This window comes from Citrobacter sp. RHBSTW-00881, from assembly GCF_013728515.1.
GTDB classification, from domain to species: Bacteria; Pseudomonadota; Gammaproteobacteria; order Enterobacterales; family Enterobacteriaceae; genus Citrobacter; species Citrobacter braakii.
Genome location: NZ_CP056269.1, coordinates 3,253,609 through 3,269,771, shown reverse-complemented (window position 1 = coordinate 3,269,771; position 16,163 = coordinate 3,253,609). Strand labels below are relative to the sequence as shown.

General features: G+C 50.6%; 17 protein-coding genes, 1 tRNA gene and 1 pseudogene. 6 read left to right on the top strand and 13 right to left on the bottom strand.

Annotated elements, in window-relative coordinates; genetic code table 11:
• From HV311_RS15900 to HV311_RS15890, 3 genes are all read right to left on the bottom strand, one after another.
• The gene (locus tag HV311_RS15900) at window positions 1–2,718 is read right to left on the bottom strand and encodes a TcfC E-set like domain-containing protein (protein ID WP_191220162.1); all 2,718 of its coding nucleotides are present in this window, start codon (window positions 2,716–2,718) and stop codon (window positions 1–3) included.
• 72 nt (window positions 2,719–2,790) lie between these two features.
• The gene (locus tag HV311_RS15895) at window positions 2,791–3,297 is read right to left on the bottom strand and encodes a CS1 type fimbrial major subunit (RefSeq protein WP_016152497.1); all 507 of its coding nucleotides are present in this window, start codon (window positions 3,295–3,297) and stop codon (window positions 2,791–2,793) included.
• A gap of 74 nt (window positions 3,298–3,371) precedes the next feature.
• Window positions 3,372–4,115, bottom strand: a complete 744-nt coding sequence (locus HV311_RS15890) for a fimbrial protein (RefSeq protein ID WP_168188429.1) — start codon at window positions 4,113–4,115, stop codon at window positions 3,372–3,374.
• A 308-nt stretch (window positions 4,116–4,423) separates the two neighbouring features.
• Between HV311_RS15890 and HV311_RS15885 the strand changes: the two genes are divergently transcribed.
• Both HV311_RS15885 and HV311_RS15880 read left to right on the top strand, forming a co-directional pair.
• On the top strand, window positions 4,424–5,179 hold the full coding sequence (locus HV311_RS15885) for a winged helix-turn-helix domain-containing protein (protein ID WP_049042089.1): 756 nt from the start codon (window positions 4,424–4,426) through the stop codon (window positions 5,177–5,179).
• Window positions 5,176–5,652, top strand: coding sequence for a hypothetical protein (locus HV311_RS15880; RefSeq protein WP_019076424.1), 477 nt, complete (start codon window positions 5,176–5,178; stop codon window positions 5,650–5,652). Before HV311_RS15885 ends, HV311_RS15880 begins: the two co-directional genes overlap by 4 nt.
• 56 nt (window positions 5,653–5,708) lie before the next feature.
• Here HV311_RS15880 and yccA read toward each other — a convergent pair whose 3' ends face one another.
• Window positions 5,709–6,368 (bottom strand): FtsH protease modulator YccA, encoded by a 660-nt coding sequence (yccA, locus tag HV311_RS15875; protein WP_016152501.1) that lies wholly within the window; start codon window positions 6,366–6,368, stop codon window positions 5,709–5,711.
• Window positions 6,369–6,638: 270 nt separating this feature from the next.
• Here yccA and HV311_RS15870 point away from each other — a divergent pair, with 270 nt between their 5' ends.
• Together HV311_RS15870 and HV311_RS15865 are read left to right on the top strand one after the other, a co-directional pair.
• Window positions 6,639–8,267 (top strand): ABC transporter substrate-binding protein, encoded by a 1,629-nt coding sequence (locus tag HV311_RS15870; RefSeq protein WP_137381078.1) that lies wholly within the window; start codon window positions 6,639–6,641, stop codon window positions 8,265–8,267.
• Window positions 8,268–8,409: 142 nt separating this feature from the next.
• A tRNA-Ser gene (locus HV311_RS15865) sits at window positions 8,410–8,497 on the top strand.
• A 124-nt stretch (window positions 8,498–8,621) separates the two neighbouring features.
• Here the strand turns inward: HV311_RS15865 and HV311_RS15860 are convergent.
• From HV311_RS15860 to HV311_RS15850, 3 genes and pseudogenes are all read right to left on the bottom strand, one after another.
• Complete coding sequence (locus HV311_RS15860; protein ID WP_103766111.1) at window positions 8,622–8,951, bottom strand: type II toxin-antitoxin system RelE/ParE family toxin; 330 nt, start codon at window positions 8,949–8,951, stop codon at window positions 8,622–8,624.
• 26 nt (window positions 8,952–8,977) lie between these two features.
• Complete coding sequence (locus tag HV311_RS15855) at window positions 8,978–9,208, bottom strand: type II toxin-antitoxin system Phd/YefM family antitoxin (RefSeq protein WP_049040815.1); 231 nt, start codon at window positions 9,206–9,208, stop codon at window positions 8,978–8,980.
• A 50-nt stretch (window positions 9,209–9,258) separates the two neighbouring features.
• Window positions 9,259–9,582 (bottom strand): annotated as a pseudogene (locus HV311_RS15850) (integrase); the annotation flags it as partial.
• Between the two features lie 204 nt (window positions 9,583–9,786).
• Here HV311_RS15850 and HV311_RS15845 point away from each other — a divergent pair.
• A complete protein-coding gene (locus HV311_RS15845; protein WP_101699898.1) occupies window positions 9,787–10,143 on the top strand; it encodes a hypothetical protein in 357 nt (118 codons plus the stop codon).
• A gap of 62 nt (window positions 10,144–10,205) precedes the next feature.
• Entirely contained in the window at window positions 10,206–10,838 is a 633-nt protein-coding gene (locus tag HV311_RS15840; protein ID WP_191220161.1) for a hypothetical protein, read from the top strand.
• Window positions 10,839–11,225: 387 nt separating this feature from the next.
• Here HV311_RS15840 and HV311_RS15835 read toward each other — a convergent pair whose 3' ends face one another.
• From HV311_RS15835 to HV311_RS15810, 6 genes are read right to left on the bottom strand one after another with little or no spacing between them, the layout of a single operon-like run.
• The gene (locus tag HV311_RS15835) at window positions 11,226–12,029 is read right to left on the bottom strand and encodes a cytochrome c1 (protein WP_191221201.1); all 804 of its coding nucleotides are present in this window, start codon (window positions 12,027–12,029) and stop codon (window positions 11,226–11,228) included.
• A gap of 2 nt (window positions 12,030–12,031) precedes the next feature.
• Entirely contained in the window at window positions 12,032–13,192 is a 1,161-nt protein-coding gene (locus HV311_RS15830; RefSeq protein WP_047501122.1) for a cytochrome b, read from the bottom strand.
• 1 nt (window position 13,193) lies between these two features.
• Window positions 13,194–13,745: a ubiquinol-cytochrome c reductase iron-sulfur subunit gene (petA, locus tag HV311_RS15825; protein ID WP_191220160.1), complete on the bottom strand. Its 552-nt coding sequence runs from the start codon at window positions 13,743–13,745 to the stop codon at window positions 13,194–13,196.
• Between the two features lie 27 nt (window positions 13,746–13,772).
• The gene (locus HV311_RS15820; protein WP_155574280.1) at window positions 13,773–14,213 is read right to left on the bottom strand and encodes a pseudoazurin; all 441 of its coding nucleotides are present in this window, start codon (window positions 14,211–14,213) and stop codon (window positions 13,773–13,775) included.
• Between the two features lie 10 nt (window positions 14,214–14,223).
• Entirely contained in the window at window positions 14,224–15,039 is an 816-nt protein-coding gene (locus HV311_RS15815; protein ID WP_153690541.1) for an ABC transporter ATP-binding protein, read from the bottom strand.
• Complete coding sequence (locus HV311_RS15810) at window positions 15,036–16,103, bottom strand: FecCD family ABC transporter permease (RefSeq protein WP_191220159.1); 1,068 nt, start codon at window positions 16,101–16,103, stop codon at window positions 15,036–15,038. Before HV311_RS15810 ends, HV311_RS15815 begins: the two co-directional genes overlap by 4 nt.
• Window positions 16,104–16,163: the final 60 nt, after the last annotated feature.

The window sequence follows — 16,163 nt, the reverse complement described above, 5'->3', positions numbered from 1 at the left end:
TCATTTCCCTTTTGTGACGTTGTCTGCATTCATGGCAGTTGGACCCGTTGGTACCGATCGTCCGGCGAGCATCAGCTGTGCCTGTTGCTGGACAGTATCCGGCAGGGCAGAGAAGGTTAATTCCCGGCAAGGGATCGACCCGACGTAACGCACGACGTCGCGCATAGTCTTTACATTCAGCTCGCACTGATAAAACTGCTGCTGACGCACCAGGTAGAGGTTATGCAGCAGAGCGTCGCTTTGAGCGCTAAACCCGCCGTTGCCAAGGTCGCTCCAGCCGTTAACGTTCAGTGGCACGCCGCCGATAAACGGCGAATGTTGCTCGTCAGTTAACTGGCCGAGCCAGGTGTAGCTTGCCGTGGTTTGCACGTCCCGGCGGAGCAGTTTGCCTGGCACCATAAATAACGTTCTGCTGCCTGAACCTTGTGTGATTTCACTGCTGGCACCCCGCGAGACATCCAGCGATTCGTTAATCGTCAACGTAGTCTGCTGATAGCCCGGCACGGCGAAGAGGGCGCGGCTATTGCCTGGAATGTCTGCACTGCCGCCGTTATCCAGCGACACGGCAATGCTCGGATCCTGGGAATCTTCCGGTGTGGCAACGTTAACCGCGATGGCTGAAGCAGGACGTCCGTCGCTCCAGCGGCCCAGCCACAGACCAGAGCGCGACAGCGCAAGCGTGGAGTTGTAATTGCCGCTGCTGCTCAGGGTATGGCGCCGATCCTGACGATCCCAGGCATCGCTGACTGTCAGGCTCCCGTTGCCATATCGTCCGCCCTGGCGCGTGTAGGCAGAGGTATTGAGTGAATCGCTGTTAATACCTGATGCGCTCAGTCCATACTCATTTTCACCACGTGCGTCGGCATACCAGTTGTGCGCCACGTTATAGCTCAGTTGGTTTTTATCATGCTGCTGGTGCTGCCATGTCGCGCCCAGAGAGGTATAGCTTGTCGCATTGCCCTGACGGTTATGCGCCATTGATAAGCTCACACTCAGGTAGCCGCCTTTATCCCTGCCTTCGCGTGAGTCATCGTTACGCATGAAAAGGTTAATGCTGCTGTTGATGTTCAGACCGCGTGTGCTGAAAGCCGTACTCAAGCCACCCTGCCAGGCCCGCGTGCGTGAGCGGGTCATATAAACCGACTCCCAGGGCAAGCCAGCATCGTGGCGATCGTCACTGTCCGGGAGTTCCCGACGAGAAACGTATCGTCCTTCGTTGCGGTTATCCGAATATCCCAGGCTGGCGTACCAGGTGCCGACAGGGACGGAGAACATCACCGACAGGCTTCGGTAACAGCCATTTACGGCGTCATATCCCGCGCTTCGGGTATTGCAGTTTTCCGCTGATAACGCGTTGCGATAGAAGCTCAGTGAAAAACCGTCGTTATAGCTGATTTGCTGAATATTGCCGCGTTGTCCTTCGCTGCCGTAAAGGTAGCTAAACCGGGTCGAGAGTACGCCATCGATCGGACCCGCATTGAAACCACGACTCCAGTCGAGTGCATTTTCCAGAAAACGTTGGTTTTTCTTTATCGCTGCGCCACTGGTGAGTGCCAGCGTTGGAGTGACAGGCAGGCGGACACCCGCCTGCGCGACCGCGCTGCGTTCATCGTTTTGATTGTTATTGTCGGTTTCTCCCGCCTGCAGGAACCACTCGACGCGGTCAAACGGCGTAATACCGGTGCGGGTAAACGGTATCTGCTCGGTACGTGTCAGCCGGTTATTTTCATAGACGGACAGCGTCACGGTATAGCTCCCATCTGGGAACGATCGCGTGTCCAGGGTCTGAGCCCCGGCATTGAGATAAAAACTGGCCAGCAGCTGATTGCCCCGGCGGGCGTCAATACGCGCATCATGGGAAAGCAGCACGGTGATGGGGGTACCCTTTGAATGCTGAACCGGATTGATCCATGCCCTTGTCGAGCCTGTGCGCAGGCCGCGAATTTTGCCCAGCGGCAGTTGGCTGAGGTTGATATTCCCACCAGCATTACTGAACAGATCGCGGGTATCCATCTCGCCTAACTGAATATAGTACTGACGCCAGATATCCTGGCGAAACCAGGCATTGTTGACGGTTATTTCTTGTTGCTGCTGGTGCCTTGAACGCTGCCCCAGCCAGGTCCAGTCGAGATTAAAGTAGCCGTCCTGCGTCATGGCCAGCGCGCCATTGCCCTGAACGGTGGCTGACTGGTAATCCCTGTCGGCAACATAATTGATATTCTGTTGATGGATCAACGCATTCTCAGTGCCCTGCGTAGGCTGATACCACTGGTTTTCTGTGGTCTGTTTAGGCAGAAATTTCTTGTCCAAAAACAGGCTAATGCGCGCGTTATTCTCATCATAGATAATGGCCGCACGATGGGTATCAATGTAATCACATCCCGTTGCGGAGCCATTGCTGCTGCACGCCAGGTTGCCGTTACGGGCAAGTGGAACGGCGAGAGCTGCGGACACGGTGGCAACGAGGGCAGGAGCGTCATTAAACTGACGTTTGATAGCCGCGACCACGGTTTCGGGTGCGACAAAACTTACCGATTCAAGTGTGATATCCGTTTCAAAAAGGCCAAGCGATTCGCCATAGAGGTTAACCTCTATCCACAGGCGCTGCGTTTTCGCCAGATCTTCGAAACCTGCCGGGACGGCCATCTCGGCGCAGGCGAGTTGGATGGATGCGGGTAATAAAGCAACTAAGAGGAGAGTATTTCTGTGAAACGCCATGACCAAGCCTCGACATCATCCTGACGTCAGAGGGTGGGCACCCTCTGACGTTATCCCTTATGTACTGTGGTGTTACGCACCGCCTTCCGTGGTCGTCGCCTGCGTCAGCATCAGGCTGACAACGCCGCTGTACTGACCGGTTTTCAGAATGCCTTTGGTGGTCTGAGAAATGGTCAGTGGCAGTACCGCTGAACCGTTTTCAATGCTGCCTGGGAACAGTTCAGTTCCGGTAAATTCGGCATCGGTGGTAGACAGTGTTTTATCACCCAGAATCACCGTCATCGGTACAGTTTCGTCGCCATCCATATTGGTGAGCTTAGCTGCGCTAACGAGGCGCACTTTGACATTGCTGGTGGCAGAGTTAGACCACACCTTGGTGTTCAGGCGGTAGCTTTCCAGCCCACGACCTGGCAGGTACTGCATGTCGATGCTGGCCGGCAGTGGCGTGTTATCGGCCTGAGTCATATCCAACTGTGAGTCAACGCTGGCGTTGACGGTAATATCTTTTTGAATCGCCAGCGCGCTAAAGGACGAGGCCATCGCGGCAACAATCATCAGAGGTTTAATATAGTTACGCATTGATATCTCCATATTTACAAATGAGCACCTTGGCTCTTTAAACAAACTACGTGGGTTTTTACTGTGCCGTCGTGTTATTGCACGACGGGTAAATCAGCTTCTTCAGCGGTTTTATTCACCCAGTTGAAGTAGCGGAACTTATATTTCTGACCCTGTTTCATAGTGAGCGTTTTTAATTTTCGTTCAGTGTCCGGATAAATCGTCGCGTCTTCTTTTATCCATTTACACGATGAAATAGCATCACAAATACCAATCTCTCTGAGCGGCACACGCAATGTGCCGTTGTTTTTTAACGTTCCCCGGCGAGGGTCAATCGACAGTGAAATTACGTTTTCTTCTGGAGCAATGTGGACCAGTGCGCCCCAGATCACATTGACACCTAATGTCGCCATTGCTGCAGAGGTTTCTGCCTTGCCCGGAATAATGCTGTCAGGTTGTTTTACCCCTTCAAAATAGACACGCCAGGTGGTCTCTTTTTTCGGAGGTATAAGCGATACCAGACGAACAACGCGCATCGCGCCTGCAGCCAGAGCAAATTTCTCGGGCGTAACCACCACGCCACCTTCTTTCCACGAAGCGACGTCAATTTCTTTTTCCTGGGCTGTTCCGGGATTAAGAATTTTCTTTTGCCTCACCCGAATGAACTGAATATCATCCGTTTTTGAAGCCACCTTTATTTGCGCCGCACCGGATCTGTCTACATTCAGCTCCATGGGATACACGCTCATATTGGCCATTGTCATTTCTGAGAAAAATGGCAATGACAGCGCGGCGACATAAAAGGCGGTTGTCATGCTCACTCTTTTTTTCTGTTTCACAATCAGTCTGCCTGCTCTGAGTTTAAAGGCGGCGCGTTAACACCAGGACACCGTCTGCTTTCGTATCGCTTCAGGGCAGGGAAACTTTAACCAGAACAGCGATTTGTGAAAATTTGTATTAGTTAACTCGTTATATACAGTTTTTTATCCTGCTTTTCTGGCTTTAAGGTTGTATAGTTAAGCGAAAATACCGCGGCCAAGGATGGGAGGAAAATTCCTTCTGATGAAAAAATAAGCAGGTCAGGGGGCGGTTTTCATATCGACGTACCATGGAATAAAAAGCATGCGGTAACAGCCGAGAATAAAAGATGTTTTTTATATGCAATAATTCGTTGTTATTTGATCCTGAAGCACATGCAATAAGTCTTGTTGGACAACCCGAGTCTGTATTAACACTTTCGGCGCCAGCCGTTCGTCTTTTACAGGAATTCATTAAACACCGAGGACGCGACTTAAGCCGGGAGGAATTGATCGCTCGCGTGTGGGAAGAATTTGGCTTTACGCCATCAGGAAATAATCTCAATAAAGCGGTAAGCGAACTGCGTAAAAGCTTCCAGTCTCTGGGAGAGGGGCACGAATTGATCGTCACTGTCCCGCGCTATGGTTTCCGTTTTGATGCTGATGTGATTTTTCAGCCTGGAGAGAAAATTCAAGCCGTTGATCCGCACCCCCCCTCAGCGCAACAAGACGTTCTGCCCCGGCGAGTATCCCTGAAAAAGTGGTTCAGAATAGGGGCATTGATTGCCGTGCCGTTGGGAGCGATCTTTTACGTTAGCCGCCCGCAGGAGATAACTGTTCCGGCGAAATTAAAGCCGGTCCAGGAAAAAATCGCGCGTTGTAGTATCTGGGTTATCGAAGATCATGGACGGCCGTTAGTGCTATCAAAATTAGCAGAGCGACTGGAGGCCAATGACGTGGCTTGCGAGCGCGAGGAGTATGCTATTTATTTTTTCAGCGCCCGTTTTTCGCTTGCAACTGCTGATGAACTGTTTATCGGGGCCTGCCCGGTCAATAAAACACGTCTGTGCAAGACCATTCGCTATAAAAACGGGGCTGGAAAATGAAAATAAGGCTTCTTTTTGGACTGGGCGGAGCCCTGGTCGGCGGCGCGCTGGCGCTATTTTACTATTGCGGCGCGACGGGAAAAAGCGATGTGCTGGCCTGCAGCACTGAATTTAACTTTACGCGCAATGAAGGGAAAGCAAGTGAGGTGAAGGTAAATGCCCTTGCTCAGTTCTATTTTCATCGGGACGGTACAGGGTTGACCACCTATAAAGGTGCGGCAAGAGCTGGCGGGCAAAATTTTATCGTTGACAGGGATGTAGACTTTACGTGGGAGCAGCGGGACGATGACAACGTCATTGTATTGACCTACACCAAAACCTGGCTTCGCCACAATGACAATACGCCGAATGCCCAATGGGGGAGTTTCGCCTATCCGACCTCACGCTACTACCTGACGATCTCTGAACTTTCACCTGCTGTGTGGCTTATTCAGGACCGGCGCTATCCTACCTATATCTGCCGGGGTCAATAAGGTATAAAAAAAGAGAATGCCAATGGCATTCTCTTTTTTCGTATCAGTGATGCTGATTAATCGCGGCTGGCGAAGCCCAGAATGCTCAGCAGGCTGACGAAGATGTTGTACAGCGAAACGTACAGGCTGACGGTGGCACGGATATAGTTGGTTTCACCGCCACGGATGATATTACTGGTTTCAAACAGGATTGCGCCTGAAGAAATCAGAATAAACACCGCGCTGATCGCCAGATGTAAAGCCGGCAACTGCAGGAAGATATTCGCAACCATACCAATGAGCACCACCACGATCCCTGCCATCAGCATACCGCCGAGGAAGGACATGTCTTTCCGCGTGGTCAGCACGTAGGCTGAGCAGCTGAAGAAGACCAGCGCCGTACCGCCCAAAGCCATGGCGATAACATCACCCATGCCCGCAGACAGGTATGTGTTCAGGATCGGTCCCAGAATGTAGCCCAGGAAGCCGGTGAAAGCGAAAGCTGACAGAATACCAACCGGTTTATCCGCCGTTTTATAGGTCAGGAACATCAGACCATACATACCCACCAGCGTCAGGATAAGCCCCGGAGAAGGCAGCATCAGTACGGTACTGGCAGTCGCAGTGAGCGCCGAAAACGCCAGCGTCAGGCTGAGCAGGAAATAGGTATTGCGCAGCACCTTATGCGTGCTGAGTAGCGATGTACGATCGCGTGAAGAACTAATAATACGATCCATGAGTCACTCTCTTATGACAGATGTAATTAATGATGGAGGATAATGAAATCAAGGGGAATGACACAGCGGTTTTACCCATCTTTACGCATCTTAACCCGCCAGGCTTAAGCATATTATTTCAACAAAAGCTCCCGAATCAGATGTTAGCACTATATGTGTAAAAATGCCTGTTAGATATCTGCCAGGTAACTGAAAAATATTGCGTTATTCCTGTTTCTCTCTGACAGTGACAACGGTGTCTACATAAAACAGAGCAATAAGGTAAAGGGAATGATTCAACATAAATCGAAGATATTGACGTTTACGCTGTTGGCTGTCTGTTTGATGTCTATCAACGGCGTGGCGATGGCGGCAAATGTTCCCGCAGGAACAATACTTGCAGAAAAACAGGAACTGGTCAGAAACAATGGCAGTGAGCCAGCGTCGCTGGATCCGCATAAAGTCGAAAGCAACGTTGAATTTAATTTAATCAGCGATATGTTCGACGGACTGGTGGCGGTTAAGTCGGATGGGTCTATCGAACCCCGGCTGGCCGCGTCCTGGGAGAACAAAGACAACACCGTCTGGACCTTTCATTTACGTCCGGGCATAACCTGGTCAGATGGGTCTGCCATTACCGCACAGGATGTCGTCTGGAGCTGGCAGCGTCTGGTCTCACCGCAAACAGCTTCACCTTATTCCTCGTATCTGGGCAATATGCACGTAGCAAACGCCCTCGATATTGCCCAAGGGAAAAAAGATCCTGCCGATATCGGGGTCAAAGCCCTGGATGATAGCACGCTGGAAATTACCCTGACGCAGCCAACGGCGGCGTTTCTGGCGATGCTGGCGCACCCGTCACTGGTTCCGCTGGATAAAGTGCTGATCGGCCGCTTTGGTGATAAGTGGACCCGGCCAGAACATTTTGTCTGCAGCGGGGCGTACAAGTTATCGCAGTGGGTAGTCAATGAGCGCATCGTTGCCGTGCGTAACCCGCATTATTGGGACGATCGGCACACCGTCATTGATAAGGTCACTTATTTGCCCATCAGTTCAGAGTCCGCAGACGTTAACCGCTATAAGGCCGGCGAAATCGACATTGTGTATAGCGTCCCGGTCAATCAGTTCGCGCAGTTGAAAAAGACGATGGGCGATGAACTCCATGTCTCACCTCAGCTTTCAACCTATTACTATCAGTTCAATACGACTCGAGCGCCGTTTAATGACCCGCGCGTGCGCCGGGCGCTGAATATGGCGTTAGATAAAGACATCATCGCACAAAAGGTGATGGGGCAGGGGCAACGCGCGGCGTGGGTTATCAGCCAGCCGGAAATAGGGGGAGTGCAACTGCATGCGCCGGAATATGCGGCGTGGCCGCTCGAAAAACGCATTACCGAGGCTAAGAAACTGCTGGCTGAAGCCGGTTATGGCCCTGAGCATCCGCTTAGCCTAAATCTGCTCTATAACACCTTCGAAACGCACCAGCGTATTGCCATTGCCGCATCGTCAATGTGGAAGAAAAATCTCGGCGTAGAGGCGAAGCTGCAAAATCAGGAATGGAAAACCATGCTGGATACCATGCACACCGGTAATTTTGACGTCGTGCGCTACGCATGGATCGCCGATTATGATGATGCCTCAAGTTTCCTCAATATTTTCCGTACCGGCGATAGCGAGAATACCACCAGGTACAGCAATCCCGCTTTTGATGACGCGATGCGCAAGGCGGCGAAAGCAACTTCGCTGGAGGAGCGAGGCAAATACTACCAGCAGGCTGAAGACCTTTTAGGAGAGGATGTGCCAGCGATTCCGGTTTACCACTATGTCCGCACGCATCTTGTGAAGCCGTGGGTGGGAGGATTTGCGCCAGATAACCGGGGAAATTACTACACCAAAGATATGTTCATCAAAAAACATTAAGCGCTGTAGCCAGTATTTGTGCTGAATAAACGGTCAATCTGTTGTTATTTCAGTCGATTAACAATATTTTGGCTGTTTTTCAGGCAAACGAACGCATTGGTGCTTTACAGGTCCGTTCGGGATGTTTATAGTGCGCCTCATTGGAAGCGTGGCCGAGCGGTTGAAGGCACCGGTCTTGAAAACCGGCGACCCGAAAGGGTTCTAGAGTTCGAATCTCTACGCTTCCGCCAAATTAAACAAGGGGTTACCGAAAGGTAGCCCCTTGTTGTTTTCGGCTATTGGAATATCTTGTTGGAATATTTTCCTCATCTGTCGGAACTTAGACGAAAAAAATCCCGCCGAAGCGGGAGATTTCTAGGCTTGGATTAGTCGTTTAAACAGCAACTGTTTGACGTCTTGGCGGTGTGACAAAATTGCATGTGCCGTAATCGTTGAACCATCTACCGAATACAAAACTCTATAACCACCTGCAGTGTTACACTCACGATACTTTGCAACCCCAATCTTGATCAACTCCGGGCAAACTTGGCAACCGAGGGGAAACTGGCTGACCTGTTTCTCAAACTGCTCAAGAATGTCGGTAATCACGGGCTTCACTTCCACGTCAACGTGATAAAGATAGTTGGCAATGTCATCAATGCAGGTTTTGACTGTATGCGTGTATTCGATTTTGACGCTTTCCATTACAGGATCCTTATATCAGTATTCCCTCATATAAGCCCATCCAGTAACTGCTCCTTCGAAAGTACCTTACCGTCAGATTTATCTTTCTCAGACAGTGTGAGTAGCTTCAGAAGAGCAATAGCATTTTCCCGCTCCTGCACTTGTTCATAAGACTCGATAACGTACGCGGGAGTGCCATTTTGTGTTACTAGGATCGGCTCAGATAAATTGAGAGAAGCTGCATTTTTCTTAACGAAGCTAATAGTCTCAATTCGCATCGCACTTTCCTTTATCAGTTATGGGAGTCTTAATTTAGTCTAAATTTGATCTAAATACAACGGTGTTGTTTTTCAATGAATGGAGCGTCCAACGTCGGCGTCACCTTCGCTTTTCGATCGTACACCTTCAGTTTTGTGGCCGGAGAACAGCTGCTTGTCCCGGCTGGATCCTTCGTAGTCCGAAATCCCCTTCGCTTTAATGTCGTGGAAATTGCAGCCGAACGGAACGCCGGCTTTCTGCTCTGCAGTTCGTTTCGCATCGTTCCACCAGTTATTCAACGTTTCGGGATCACCCGACCGCCTTTGTTTGTCGTCACAACAAACTCACCGCCAGTACTGAATATATTCCGCGCCAACAGCACTTTTAAACGAAGAGACTAATAGATTAGTATCCGTAAATAACTCATCGTGATAAAAATCACTGTTATTAAGATCATCTATTGCAGTGAATGTTTACTTCTAATGAATAATTTCAGTTAATTTTTATAAATTCCTAAAGTTGTTAAAATCACGGATTCGCTCTGGCACTGTTCGCGCGTAGTGATACGGTGCGATTTTTCCAGGCATGGAGTTGTAAAATGAAACGAGTGGCGATGTGTATTTTGGGAGTGTTATTTTTATCGGGGTGCAGTCAGCGCGTTGCTGATCTGACGGTGGCAAGCACTAAAAATTACAATATGAACGGAGGACAATTTGTCACCGGTAATCGTGTTACCGGGGAGGATAGTTCCGCGATAGTTATTTTCCCTCTCGGTATGCCAAATGTTAAGGAAGCAGCGGACAAGGCTATTGAGAAAGATCGTTGCGCTGTGGGATTAACTAATGTTGTTGTCGAACACTATATGTACGCATTTTTATTTGGTGTTCAGGGGTTTACGGTTGAAGGCAACCTGATACTGGATAAAACCCTGCCAGGGTGTTTTAACGCTAAATAGATAATAATTTTAAATAACTAAAACCTTGCTCCGGCGGGGTTTTTTATTGCCCGGAGGAAATCATGTCAGAAGACCTGGGAGGCATTTATTACACAGTAAATGCCCAGACAGCCCCTTTATTGATCGCACAAAAAGAGGTTGATAGCGCGAACAAAAAAATGCAGTCGGGTTTTGACAAAACTGATAATTCCGTAAAAAAAGTCAGTGCCTCATTTGGCAAATTAAGCGCCGTTGCATCAGCGGTAGCGACCGCATTATCAGCAAACGTTGTTGTTGAATACGCAAACGCATGGACTGAATTAAGCAACAAACTGGTTAACGCCGTCAAAGCAAATGAAACGCTGGCTGATGTAACCAACCGTGTTTTTAAGGCCTCACAGGATATGGGGCGAAAAGCCATGCAGTCTCAGAAAAACGATCATTTTGTGCAGAGTATCCGAACTGAAGTCGACAGGTACATTCAGGAGCGCCAACCAGAGGCGCCGCAACCCATGCAGACAATTATTGCCGTTCTTGAAGAATCTCTGCCCGGCGATGATTTAAAATTTGTGGCTGAAAATATTACTGTGCAGCCGGATTTTTTACGCAGTCAGGATGGAAAAGATTTACTGGGAATACTGGTGAGGGAATTAAGAAAAAGGGGGAGCAGTGGCACTAATACAACCACGGCCGCCAATACCGGGAACACCACCTGATGATGGTGATTATGATGAACGGGAATTGATAGCCATGGAAGGCAGATTTCTTTGAAAGTGTTGGTATACTATCTTCAAGGTTGTGCCTAACATGTTGTTTTTTCTGGGTGCAAAGTTCGTACAATTTACCAAGAAAAAACATCATTTCATTGATTTTATTGAAATTGTCATCGGTCTTGAAAACCGGCGACCCGAAAGGGTTCTAGAGTTCGAATCTCTACGCGTCCGCCAAACATAAACCCCAAGCTATTTAATAGCTTGGGGTTTTGTCGTTTTGTGCAGTTTATGTCATGCCATCTTTCACCAGCCTTAGTCGCGCAAGGGCAACTCAGCGCTGCTGCCCGGCGGAAAGCTGACGAACTAAATCATCTTCATATCTGGCAATGCCTACATGAGCGAACGTCTTTTCATTCGTCGTAATATCCATAGCATCCCCAGCATAAAGGTCAGGTAGCCCATAACGTAATATCCCTGCTGTCTTCGTTCTGCGAGCGTTGGGTCGGCCGCCCATGCCAGAAAGGCGGTAACATCCCTGGCATATTGCTCCTCCGTTTCAGCTTGTAGCGACGCCGGGCGCCATTGAATCTCTCCGCTGGTCAGCGGTTTCGGCATGTTAATCACGCCACCGGGAAAATAGCGATTAGCCTTCAGTTCGGGATCGGCAGGTTGATAACCGGTTAGCAGTGCGTAGACGTAATCTGCTCCCTGGTCCGTGTAGGGCAGAAAAGCATCCAACAGAAATTGCGGGAATCCGCGATCGTATGAGCGGGCACGCACGATATAGCTCAGGTCAACGGGAGAAGCGCCATTGTTAAAGTATCGTGCTTCCTGCTCGTTTAGATACGGCGAGATGAAGCTGTCATTTAGCGTCCCGTCTCGCTCGCCAATCTGGCCGTCATCCTGAAGCTCAGGAAACTGATAGCCGCTGGCGATACTTCTTGCTTCTTCAGCCGTGAGTTCCGGACCGCCGGGCCTGGTCAACGACCGAAAGCTAAGGTGCTTCATGCCGTGACAAGCGCGACACTTCTCTTCATAAACCTGCAGGCCACGCCGAAGCTGCGCTTTATCATACTGGCCATTGATGCCGCTGAAGCTCCATTCCTGCCGTTCAGGCGTGGCTTCCTGCGCATAGGAGGAACCCAGTCCCAACAGAGAAAAGGACAGAATGCTGATTTTCAATAGTTGTTTCATCATCAGTCCTGTTTTTCCAGAAAACGACGGCAAGGTAATACGATTAAAAACCAGGCAAACCAAATGAGAGTCGAAAGCTGCGATGCGGCACGGATCCAGCCCTCTTCGTTACGGAAACCGTCAATAAGATCGGGGCCAACCAGCGCTTTCGACCCTAACCAGCCTAAAAAGCAGGCATTAATGACCCACAGCCAGAATCCGCATTTAACCAGTTTGCTGTAATGGCGAAAACGAGCCCGGGAAGTATCAAGCCAGGGAAGGAAATAGAAAATCAGTACCGAGCTGCACATTGCGGCTAAGCCAACGAATTCATTTGGGAAGCAACGCAAGATGGAGAAGAAGGGGAGAAAATACCATTCCGGCGCAACAATCGCGGGTGTAACTGTTGGGTCCGCTGGAATAAAATTATCGGCGCTGCTCAGATAGTGCGGCGCGAAGAATAAGAACCAGGCGAAGATCATCAAAAAAAGGATGATTTTGATGGCATCAAGATCGGTAATTTTGTAATCGAACAGCAGGCTCCTGGACTCTTTCTCGCTAAACCTCTTTTTCATCGCCTGCGCAAACGCCGACTGTACGGTGCGAATATGAAAAACCGTTGCTCCAACAATCACAAAGGGAAGAATAAAGTGGAGAACAAAAAAGCGGCCAAGCATCGGCGTTCCCGGAGTATGGCTGCCGACTAAATATGCGTAAAGGGTATCACCCACCAGCGGAATGGCCTGGGCAAAGCGGGTAATTACCGTGGCCGCCCAGTAGCTTTTTTGCCCCCAGATAAGGCTATAACCAAGAAATGCGGTCATCATCAGCAGGATATATAGCGTCACGCTAATCATCCACATTGTCGTCCAGGGCTTGCGGTAAACGCTGTAGTACATGCCACGAAAAATATGCAGATAACAGGCAAAGAAAAAGAGCGACGCGCCAATAGCATGCATGTTGCGTAACAGTTCTCCATGGCGAACCGCACGCATAATATGAATAATGGAGTCAAATGCCAGCTCGGCCGTCGGTACGTAAAACATCGCCAGCACGATACCCGTAAGGATCTGCACACCGAGTATAACCAGCAGGATTGCGCCGATTGCGAATACCCAGAGTCCGGCAATCGAGCGAGGAAACGGGATACGCCAGCGAAGCGAATAGACGCGCTCACTCCTCATTTCAGGCTTCCTTCGTGCCGATACGCACGGCCTGACCATCCGAATGAATAACGTAGTCCGGGATTGCCAGGTTGGTCGTCGCGGGGCCGCGCGTCACGCGCCCGGAGGTATCAAACTCTGAGCCGTGGCACGGACAGATCCAACCCCCCCCTCCTGGTCGGGCGTTGGGTACGCACCCGGCATGTGGACAATACCCTTGAACCACCAGCCATTGAGGATGAGTAGCAGAGACCCTCTCGCTGTCCGGTTGTGGGTCGATAAGCGTATGCCAGTCGGCACTTCTGGCAGTAATAATCTCATCCTGGGTGCGATGGTGAATAAGAATCAGCTTTCCCTGCCATACGCGTCTGACGGTTTGTCCAGCAGCAACCCCCGCAAGAGAGACATCAATCGGTTCATTTTCCGCAAGAGTCTTCTCATCCGGACCCAGGGCCGAAACCAGCGGCCAGACGGCAGCAGCGACGCCTGCCGCACCGACGAATTTTGTCAGTTTACACAGACATTCCCGGCGCTGTTCCTGGATTTCGCCATCTGCAAGTTTATTCTCTGTCACCTCGTATTTCTCCCTGAGCATCGCGGATTAACGTTTGTCGATACGCGCGTAAATTTCCTGAAAGCGCTTATCAGCAATACCCGGCGCTTTGAATGCCCGATAGCTTGCTGGTAACGTGGCATCTCCAACCTTTATCAGCATCACCATGCCCTGAGCGTAATGCGGTGTACATTTGATTCCGTAAAATCCGGCATTGTCATAAGTTACTTCGATCTCTTCATCGATTTTTCCCAAAAAACCGGGATAGTTAGCCGGAGACAATTCAGCGATTGAAGCCGCGTTGTGACTCTTATGTTTACGGATAAACTTCACCGTATCCCCGGGCTGGATCTCCAGATAATCCGGCTCATAGACCATTGGTCCCGCAGACCCACGATTTTTCATCAAAACGTCGTGAGTTTGTGCGAAGGTTGAAGAGGCGAGGGCGAGTAAACATAAAATTTTCAGACTCTGTTTGAGATATTTCATCGATTCTTCCTTAAAATTCATCAGGTCTTTGATAACGGATAAAACAGTTTTCAGCGCCTGTTTCATGTTCAACAATGGCGTCGATACCAAACCAGGCATGGAGGTTTTCGCGGGTAAACACGGCGCAAGGAGTCCCCTGCATCGCCATATGCCCGGATGTCATGACGATGATGCGATCGCAGAACATCGCGGCATGATTGAGGTCGTGCAGAGCGGCAATGACCGTGAGCTTTTCACGTTTAACCAGACTAAGCAGGCCAATCTGATGTTGAATGTCGAGATGGTTGGTGGGTTCATCCATCAGTAACAACTGCGGCTGCTGCGCCAGCGCCCGGGCGATATGCAGGCGCTGTTTTTCTCCCCCGGAAAAGGTATGCCAGCATCGGTGCTGTAATTCACGGAGATCGACCTTTTCCAGCATAGTTTGCACGATATCGTCATCTTTGGCGGACCAGGGCGAGAGCAGGCTAAGCCAGGGCGTGCGCCCCAGAGAAACGGCTTGTAAAGCGGTAAGACGCTCGCTGGTTTCTGCCTGTTGTTCGACCAACGCCACCCGCTGCGCAAGGTGACGCCGCGAATAATGCTGGAGCGCCTTTTGCTGCAGGGTGATACGCCCGGAAGTTGGCTTCAGCAAACCGGCCAGCAGTGAAATCAGTGACGTTTTGCCCGAGCCGTTGGGACCGATGATGCCGACAAACTCGCCGGGCGTTACGCTGAGTGAAATATCTTCAACAATCGTCTTACCTTTTACCTTCCAGTACAAATTACAGGCTTCAATAACGACTTGCGCAGAGGTAACGAGTGGTTGTACGAGGTTCACCGTCATTTGTTCTGGTTTCCTCTAATCAGAATGATTGAAAACGCAGGAGCGCCAACCAGAGCCGTGATCACGCCTATTGGGAGTACCTGACCGGGTAGTAACGTGCGGGAAATAACATCAGCGATAATGAGGAAAATAGCTCCGGTAAGCGCACTAACCGGCAGCAGTCGATGATGCTGGTTGCCGACCAGCAGACGAGCAGCATGAGGGATCACCAGACCGACAAAGCCGATCGCACCCACAATGGAGACCATAATCGCCGTCATGCCGGTGACGGCGGCAATCAGCACCGCACGGGTACGTTTTACCGGAATGCCCAGCGATGCCGCAGACTCCGCACCAAAGGAGAAAGCGTCAAGATGGCGGGCATAACAGAAGCACAGCGCGATACCGACCAGAGCGGTAGGAATGGCTAAGACAACATCGGGCCAGCGTACACCGCTCAAATTGCCCAACAGCCAGAACATAATACCGCGTGCTTGCTCGGCGTTTGCTGAGCGGGTGATGATAAGCGATGTAATCGCATTGAAAAGCTGGGAACTGGCGATCCCGGCAAGGATGATTTGGGTTGTTACACCCCCACCTTGTCTACCGCCAGCGGCCATCGCCAATAGCGCAACGAACAGAAATGCCGTCAGCGCACCAATGAAAGCGCCCAATGACATACTGATGATGCCAGCCCCAAGTCCAGTGAGAGCAATCAGCACCGCTCCGGTGGACTCTCCGGCAGAAATCCCCAGTAGATAGGGTTCGGCGAGCGCATTGCGTAGCAGCGACTGTAACACTACGCCGGAAACAGCCAGGCACGCGCCGCAACTGGCCGAGACCAGCGCTCGGGTCAGGCGGTAGTTCCAGACGATCCCTGCATCCAGCGCATCGACAGGATAGTGTGTATCAAAAAGATGATTTGCCAGCGTGCTGAGAACATGCTGCCAGGGGATAAGCGTTTCGCCGATGGAAATCCCCGCCAGCAGTACGCCACACATTAGCGCACTGACCCAAACGGCATGCCCACTGACTCTCACCGCAAGCTGACCAACAGCGCGACGCATCCTGCGTGAATCACTCATGATTATCTGCGTTCCTGAGTAACGGAGATGCGCTACACCGTGCGAGGATATAGCGCAAAA

Bases quoted from the DNA above. Each gene is read 5' to 3' on its own strand.
- HV311_RS15815 (WP_153690541.1), bottom strand. From the start codon at position 15,039: ATGACGGTGAACCTCGTACAACCACTCGTTACCTCTGCGCAAGTCGTT.
- HV311_RS15900 (WP_191220162.1), bottom strand. From the start codon at position 2,718: ATGGCGTTTCACAGAAATACTCTCCTCTTAGTTGCTTTATTACCCGCA.
- HV311_RS15870 (WP_137381078.1), top strand. From the start codon at position 6,639: ATGATTCAACATAAATCGAAGATATTGACGTTTACGCTGTTGGCTGTC.
- HV311_RS15895 (WP_016152497.1), bottom strand. From the start codon at position 3,297: ATGCGTAACTATATTAAACCTCTGATGATTGTTGCCGCGATGGCCTCG.
- HV311_RS15880 (WP_019076424.1), top strand. From the start codon at position 5,176: ATGAAAATAAGGCTTCTTTTTGGACTGGGCGGAGCCCTGGTCGGCGGC.
- HV311_RS15840 (WP_191220161.1), top strand. From the start codon at position 10,206: ATGTCAGAAGACCTGGGAGGCATTTATTACACAGTAAATGCCCAGACA.
- HV311_RS15855 (WP_049040815.1), bottom strand. From the start codon at position 9,208: ATGCGAATTGAGACTATTAGCTTCGTTAAGAAAAATGCAGCTTCTCTC.
- HV311_RS15845 (WP_101699898.1), top strand. From the start codon at position 9,787: ATGAAACGAGTGGCGATGTGTATTTTGGGAGTGTTATTTTTATCGGGG.
- HV311_RS15820 (WP_155574280.1), bottom strand. From the start codon at position 14,213: ATGAAATATCTCAAACAGAGTCTGAAAATTTTATGTTTACTCGCCCTC.
- HV311_RS15885 (WP_049042089.1), top strand. From the start codon at position 4,424: ATGTTTTTTATATGCAATAATTCGTTGTTATTTGATCCTGAAGCACAT.
- yccA (WP_016152501.1), bottom strand. From the start codon at position 6,368: ATGGATCGTATTATTAGTTCTTCACGCGATCGTACATCGCTACTCAGC.
- HV311_RS15835 (WP_191221201.1), bottom strand. From the start codon at position 12,029: ATGAAACAACTATTGAAAATCAGCATTCTGTCCTTTTCTCTGTTGGGA.
- HV311_RS15830 (WP_047501122.1), bottom strand. From the start codon at position 13,192: ATGAGGAGTGAGCGCGTCTATTCGCTTCGCTGGCGTATCCCGTTTCCT.
- HV311_RS15860 (WP_103766111.1), bottom strand. From the start codon at position 8,951: ATGGAAAGCGTCAAAATCGAATACACGCATACAGTCAAAACCTGCATT.
- HV311_RS15810 (WP_191220159.1), bottom strand. From the start codon at position 16,103: ATGAGTGATTCACGCAGGATGCGTCGCGCTGTTGGTCAGCTTGCGGTG.